At 64.4% G+C, this 7,080-nt stretch carries 6 protein-coding genes; 1 reads left to right on the plus strand and 5 read right to left on the minus strand.

The window, feature by feature from the left end:
* Positions 1-89: 89 nt before the first annotated feature.
* Positions 90-1,271: an isovaleryl-CoA dehydrogenase gene (locus ACREXZ_RS05135; RefSeq protein ID WP_431762950.1), complete on the minus strand. Its 1,182-nt coding sequence runs from the start codon at positions 1,269-1,271 to the stop codon at positions 90-92.
* A 271-nt stretch (positions 1,272-1,542) separates the two neighbouring features.
* Here ACREXZ_RS05135 and ACREXZ_RS05140 point away from each other — a divergent pair, with 271 nt between their 5' ends.
* Entirely contained in the window at positions 1,543-2,346 is an 804-nt protein-coding gene (locus ACREXZ_RS05140; RefSeq protein ID WP_431762951.1) for a TetR/AcrR family transcriptional regulator, read from the plus strand.
* A 32-nt stretch (positions 2,347-2,378) separates the two neighbouring features.
* Here the strand turns inward: ACREXZ_RS05140 and ACREXZ_RS05145 are convergent, their stop codons facing one another.
* From ACREXZ_RS05145 to ACREXZ_RS05160, 4 genes are all read right to left on the minus strand, one after another.
* Positions 2,379-3,404, minus strand: coding sequence for an alpha/beta hydrolase (locus ACREXZ_RS05145; RefSeq protein ID WP_431762952.1), 1,026 nt, complete (start codon positions 3,402-3,404; stop codon positions 2,379-2,381).
* Positions 3,401-4,777, minus strand: coding sequence for an MFS transporter (locus ACREXZ_RS05150; RefSeq protein ID WP_431762953.1), 1,377 nt, complete (start codon positions 4,775-4,777; stop codon positions 3,401-3,403). The genes ACREXZ_RS05145 and ACREXZ_RS05150 overlap by 4 nt, the downstream gene beginning before the upstream one ends.
* The gene (locus tag ACREXZ_RS05155) at positions 4,765-5,829 is read right to left on the minus strand and encodes an alpha/beta hydrolase (RefSeq protein WP_431762972.1); all 1,065 of its coding nucleotides are present in this window, start codon (positions 5,827-5,829) and stop codon (positions 4,765-4,767) included. The genes ACREXZ_RS05150 and ACREXZ_RS05155 overlap by 13 nt, the downstream gene beginning before the upstream one ends.
* Positions 5,830-5,892: 63 nt before the next feature.
* Positions 5,893-6,948, minus strand: coding sequence for a porin (locus ACREXZ_RS05160; protein WP_431762954.1), 1,056 nt, complete (start codon positions 6,946-6,948; stop codon positions 5,893-5,895).
* Positions 6,949-7,080 lie beyond the last annotated feature (132 nt).

Below are 7,080 nucleotides of genomic sequence, written 5' to 3' on the forward strand. Positions count from 1 at the left end.
GCGAGGGTTCTTATGGGTACGCTACGTTGGCTGATGCCGGGGCGATTTGCGCGGCCAGCACGGTCAACCCGTGCCGCGCGCAACCCGCATCAGGTCGTTTCGGCGAACAGTTCTCGACCGATCAGCATGCGGCGGATTTCGCTCGTGCCCGCGCCGATCTCATAGAGCTTCGCGTCGCGCCACAGCCGGCCGACCGGGTACTCGTTGATATAGCCGTTGCCGCCCAGGATCTGGATTGCCTCGCCGGCCATCCACGTCGCTTTTTCGGCGGTATAGAGAATCACACCCGCGCAATCCTTGCGCATCTGGCGCACGTGCTCCTTGCCGAGCGTGTCGAGCTGCTGGCCCACCGCATACAGGTACGCGCGGCAGGCCTGCAGCGTCGTGTAGAGATCGGCGACCTTGCCCTGGATCAGCTGGAATTCGCCGATCGACTGACCGAACTGCTTGCGGTCGTGGATATACGGCACGACCGAATCCATCACCGCGACCATGATGCCGGTCGGGCCGCCCGCGAGCACCGCGCGCTCGTAGTCGAGGCCGCTCATCAGCACCTTCACGCCGCCGTTCAGCTGGCCGAGAATGTTTTCTTCCGGTACCTCGACGTTCTCGAACACCAGTTCGCCGGTGTGCGAGCCGCGCATGCCGAGCTTGTCGAGCTTCTGCGCCACCGAAAAGCCCTTCATCCCCTTCTCGACGATGAACGCAGTAATGCCGCGCGAACCGGCTTCGAGATCCGTCTTGGCATAGACGACCAGCGTGTCGCAGTCCGGGCCGTTGGTGATCCACATCTTCGTGCCGTTCAGCACATAGCGGTCGCCCTTTTTATCCGCGCGCAGCTTCATGCTGACGACGTCGGAGCCGGCGTTCGGTTCGCTCATCGCGAGTGCGCCGACGTGCTCGCCGGACACCAGCTTCGGCAGGTACTTCTGCTTTTGCGCAGCGGTGCCGTTGCGGTGGATCTGGTTCACGCACAGGTTCGAATGCGCGCCGTACGACAACCCCACTGATGCGGACGCGCGCGAGATCTCCTCCATCGCGATCATGTGAGCCGTATAGCCCATGTTCGCACCACCATATTCCTCGGAGACCGTCATGCCGAGCACGCCGAGATCGCCGAACTTGCGCCACAGGTCCATCGGGAACTGGTCGGTACGATCGATTTCGCCGGCGCGCGGCGCAATTTCCTTCGCCGCGAACGACGCGATGCTGTCGCGCAGCATCTGGATCTCTTCACCGAGCGGGAACTGCAAGCCGGGTAGGTTGCTCATGCTGTGTCTCCTGTGTCGATCAGAGTTAGCGCTTTAGCGCTTACTCTGATCCCATGTAACGATAGTTTCGGGGCCGTACCGCTGCGCACGCCGCCGCCCGTTCAACGCGAATTTCACGCTAGATTTACGTATACGTCAATAGGAATTTTGAGTAATACTCAAATATCGCAGAATCGCCAAAATCGCTGTAATCTGCGTGTTGTAGTGCAGCTGCTCCAGGTAACGCGCTAGCTGCACCTCTACCCAATTTGAATATCACTCATATCTGACGATGAGCGTAGCGAAAACGGACCCGCGCACCGTGCCCAAGGCCGATCCCGGCATGGTGCGCCGTCAGCCCGCGGGCGCCCGGTCGCAGCAGCGCGTGAAGGACATCCTTCAGGCGGGCCGCGATGTGTTTTCCGAAAAGGGCTACGAGCGCGCGACCACGGCGGAGATCGCGCAGCGGCTCGGCGTGTCCGAGGCGACGGTGTTCAGCTATTTCCGCGGCAAGCGCGAGCTGTGCGCGCGCGTGATCGGCGACTGGTACGACGAAATCATCGGTGCAATCGAAACCGGGCTGCCGCGCGACGGCACGGTGCGGCAGCAGTTCGCGTTCATCGTGCGGACGCATCTGCGGCTGATGCTGGTGAACGGCACCGGGCTGTGCGCGCTCGTGCTGTCGGAAGGACGCGCGCAGCATCACGAACTGAGCGACGCGCTAACCGATATGCAGCGCCGCTACACCGCGCCCCTGATGGCAGTGCTAGCGCGCGGCCAGCAAGACGGCCAGGTGCGCGCGGACATGCCGTTGCGGCTCTTGCGCTCGCTGGTGTTCGGGCCGATGGAGCACGTGCTGTGGGATGCGACACTCGGCCAGCGGCGCACCGATATCGACGCGACCGCCGACCAGCTGATCGACGTGCTGTGGTCCGCGTTGCAACCGCCCGACGCACCGCATGCGGCACTGCGGCAGTTCCGCCATGAGGTGGGCGAAGCGATGAGCCGGCTCGAAGAAGCAGAAGCGCAGGCAGAAGCGGTGGCGCCACGCAACAGGAAAACCACCAAAGCCGCTACGCCTGCCCGCCGTACCTGAACCCGCGGTGAGCACCTGTCGACACTTCGCGGCTAGCGGGCAGGCGGTGCGTCAAACAGCGCGGCAAGCCCGGCGTTCGACGTGAAAATGCCCGCGCCATCGTGGCCCATCCCCGCTACCTCGAACACGCGATGATTCAGGTTGTCGCCGTGACGCATCCGCATGTAGCGTGCATAAGCCCGTCCGCGTTCGAGACGGTGCGCGCCCTGCGCACGTGCCGCACACGACGTGTCGAGCGCGGGATGCGCAGGATCGCAGTCGTCGCCGCCGAGCAGCAGCACGACGTCGCGCCGTGCATAGGCCGCTTCGAGTGCATACGCGGAGCCGCCGCGCATCGCGTCGAGCGCATACGCGGGCAGCCGGTTCAAGCCGTATTTCCAGTCGTCGAAGCCGGGGCAGCGCGCCTCGTCGAACGTGATGAACGCGCCGTCCGCGGTCGGACGTAGCGCATCGAAATACACATACGACGAAGGATTCGCGATCACATAGCGCACCGCGATGCCGTGTGCGGTGAACTGCGTTTCGCCATGCGTGACGACCGCGTAGCGCTGCGCAACCTGACCGCCACCAGAATGGCCCGCGATCACGACCGTCGACAACGCCGGGAACCGGTCGCGTTGCGCGAGACGTCGCAGGATCGCGTCGAGCACGTCGAACGAACTGATCGGCGCGGGACCGAGTGCCGGGTCGCCGCCCATCCAGCCGGTCCAGTCCCAATGCAACGTCGTGGCGTCGAGCCGGTGCGCATCCACGTCGGCGGTGGCGAGAAACTGCGGCACGATGAGTAGCGTGTCCCGCGCATCGTCGCCCGCTGCCGCGCGCGCCTGTTCCGCGAGACGGAAGTACGCATCGGCGTTGCGCAGCCGGCCGTGCATCAGGATCACCGCACGGCGCACATCAGGCTGCAGCGCGTCCCACACACCTTGCTCACTGCTCGCGAACAACGGCACGGTGCCACTGCCCGCCGCCGTCTCGACAGCGATACGTTGCGGCGCGACGACCGGAACGGGGCGCTCATTCGGCGCGCGCTCGTCGTCGCGATGAAAAATCCCGGTCATGCGTCAGAACCCGTAGGAATGGCCGGCGCAGCAGACGCGTCGTTCGCGGGCGTGCGGCCGGCCTTCGTGAAAAACACCATCGCCAGCGAAAGGACGCCGGCGAAGATCAGATAGAACGCAGGCGTAAGACTGCTGCCGGACAGATGCGTGAGCCACGTGATGGTCAGCGGCGCGAGGCCACCGAACAGCGTGACCGCGATGTTGTACGACAGCGCCACACCGGTCGACCGGTTGCGCACCGGGAACAGCGTCGCGAGCATGCCGGGATGCGGTCCCGACATCGCCGCGAGAAACACGGTCGCGATCATCTGCGCGATGAACAGATGCAGCGGCGTCGGATGCGCGACCACGAAATGGAACAGCGGGTACGCGCAGATCACCCACGCGATCACGACCGGATAGAAGCAGCGATACGGGCCATAGCGATCGGCGAGCTTGCCCGACAGCGGGAACAGGAACAGATTCAGCGCACCGGACGCGAACGCGCCGAGCAGCGCGCTGGACAGCGGCAGATGCAGCTGCCGCTCCACATACAGAGACAGGTACGAATGCCACACGTAGTTGGTCGCCGCGCCGACGATGATCACGCCCATCGCGCAGATCACCGCGTCACGATTCGTGCGGAAGAATTCACGTACGGTCTGGCGTTGCGACACGTTGCCACCGTGATCGCGCAGCGCTTCGAATTCCGGCGATTCCGCGACGCGATGGCGGATGTAGAAACCCATCGGCCCCGCGAGCGAGCCCATCAGGAACGGCAGCCGCCAGCCCCACGCGACGAGCTGCGCATGCGACAGCTGTGTCGTCAACAGCCAGCCGACACCCGACGACAGCAACAGCGCAAACGCCTGCGACGACATGTTGAAGCTGCCGTAGAACATCTTCTTGCCAGGCGGCGCGTACTCGACCAGCATCGCGGACGCAGTCGCGAACTGCCCGCCAACGGACAGTCCCTGCAGCAGCCGCGCGAGCACGATCAGCAGCGGCGCCGCGATACCGATCGTCGCGTACGAAGGCGTGAGCCCCATCAGTAACGTGCTCGCAGCCATCGACACGATCAACAGCGACAGCGCGCGGCGCCGGCCGACACGATCCGCGTACACGCCGAGCAGAATCCCACCGAGCGGCCGCACGAAGAAGCCGATCGCGAACGTCGCGAGCGTCAGCGCGATCGATACGAACGCGTTGTCGCCGGGAAAGAACACCTGCGCGATGATCTTCGAGAAGTAGCCGTAGATCAGGAAGTCGAACCACTCGAGCCCGTTACCGAGCACCGACGCGAAGATCGCGCGTCGAACCATCGAGCGGCTCAGCGCGGGCGGCGCATCGTGCATCGCAGGACTATTGGCGGACAGATCGTTCATGGTGTGCATTGTCCTGCCCCGAACATCGCCGCGAGCGCGCAAGGCGAGCGCAGCATCCGCGCGCCGTTGTGACCGACGCCCGGCACGACGTGAAAACTCTGGTTCAGGCCGTCCGGATGACGGGCCTGCAGGTACGCGAAATACGCGGTCGCGCGAGCGAGCCGCTGCGAGCCTTGCGCTTCGGCCGCACAGCTTTTATCGAGCGCCGGGTGCTGCGGATCGTCGTCCGCGCCGCCGACCAGATAGTCGACACGCCGCTTCGCGTACGCGGCTTCAAGCTGCACGGGCGTGCGGTCCGCAACGTACGCGGGACGCTCGCCCATCCCGTACTTCCACGCATCGAACGACGGACACGTGGCCGCATCGAATGGCTTCAGCACGTTCTGCGCGTTCGGCCGTTCGTCGTTGAAGTACGCATACGACGACGGGCTCGATACGACGTAGCGCACATCGATGCCTTCGTCGGTGAGCACCTGCAGGTCGTGCGCGGCGATCGCGTAGCGCTGCACGACCTGCGCGCCGCCCGAGTGGCCCGCGAACGTGACGTGCTTCAGGTTCGGAAACAGCCGCCGGTCGGCAAGCCGCTCGACGATCGCGTCGAGCACCGCGTACGAGCTGACCGGCACGCTGCCTTCGGCCCCCTCGCCGCCCATCCACGCGTTGTCTTTCCAGCGCAGCAGATCGGCGGGCACGGAGCGCACCTGCGTATCGACGGTTGCGAGGAACTGCGGCGCGATCAGCAGCGTGCTGTCCGGACTTGCACCGGCGAGGTCGCGCGCTTTCTCGGAGCTTTTGAAATACGTGTCCGCGTTGCGCAGCTTGCCGTGAATCACGATCACCGCGCGTTCGATCCGCGGCTGCGGCACGTTCCAGTCGGCGGACAGGTACAGCGGAAACTGCGCGTGCCCTTGCGGCGTGTCGATCGCGAAACGCGTGTCCGAGATCGTCGCCACCGGATGCAGGTTCGGGCGATAGTCGTGCTGCGCGGCTTGCGCGAACACCGGCACTGCGGACGCGAGCGCGAACGCTGCTATCAGCTGCCGCATCGTTCGCTGTCCCATCGCTGTCATTCTCACGGCTCCTTTCTTCATTGCAACTGCACTCGCATCTAGTTTTACACCCGCTCAGAACCTGTGCCGGATGCCAACCGTAACGCCGGTCTGGTTTGCTCCGAATGCCGTATCGGTCGTCGTCCCGACCGGCGTGAAGGTGCCGTTCGCGTAGCGCGTCGCGGCGGCGTACGCGACCGTCGCATAAACGTCGGTACGCTTCGACAACGAGTAGTCCGTGCTCAGCACGTTCATCCACGCGTTCGATACCTTGACCGCCTTGTTCGCCTGATAGTACGTCCCCCAGGTCACCCGCAGGAATGGCGTGACCCGATAGCGCGCGCCGCCGAACCACATCGCAGACGACACCGTCGCGCCCTTGGTCGGGTTGCTCAGAAAGTGCTCGTAGCCGCCCATCACAGTCAGCGAACCGCCGATTTCCTGGCGGACCGATGCGCTCCAGTTGCGCGTCTTCGACCAGTTGCCAGCCGTGTTGATCGCGCCGTTGCGATAGTCATACGCGAGCGCAGCGGAGAGACCGTCTATGTCGTACTGCAGGCCACCGCCGTATGCGGCGCTGCTCTGAAACGAATCCGCGTCACCGCCAAAACTGTAGTCGCCGATCGCCGTCAGGCCGCCGAAGTGGCCGACGTATTTGACCGAATTGTTCAGCCGGGCCTTGTACGAAAAGCTGTCCGATGCGCCGGTGGTCGGGAACCACGTGTACTGTGGCGCGTACCCCATCGGGTCGAAGTGTTCGAGGATGTCGTACATCGCCGTGTACTGCAGACCGGCGGACAGCGAGCCGAACGCATTCGACAGCCCCACTGCCGCCGTGCGGTTGAACAGCACGCCTGCGGTCGCATTGGTGCCGTCGTTGCTGTTGATGCCCGCTTCGAGCACGAAGAACGCCGAGTTGCCGCCGCCGAGATCTTCCGTGCCGCGAACCCCGAAGCGCGAATTGCTAAGACCGCCGGAGTTTTCGCGCACGAGACTGCCGCCGGTCGCGCTCGCGTGATTGAGAAATTCGATGTTGGTGTCGAGCACCCCGTACAGGGTGACGGACGACTGCGCGTGTGCCGATGCGCACGCGACGCCGGCTAATGCCGCGGCAAGGTAGGGCTTTTTCATGGATTCTGTCTCCTTATATCTTGCTTTTGATTCAGAATTCAGTGGGTAGCAAGCCATTAATGGTTTGCCACCAAGCCGGTTGGCAGCCGTGGCGCAGCTTGTGTCTCCTGCGAGTTTCAAGCTCCGTCGACA

The organism is Paraburkholderia sp. (assembly GCF_050742655.1).
Taxonomy (GTDB): Bacteria; Pseudomonadota; Gammaproteobacteria; order Burkholderiales; family Burkholderiaceae; genus Paraburkholderia.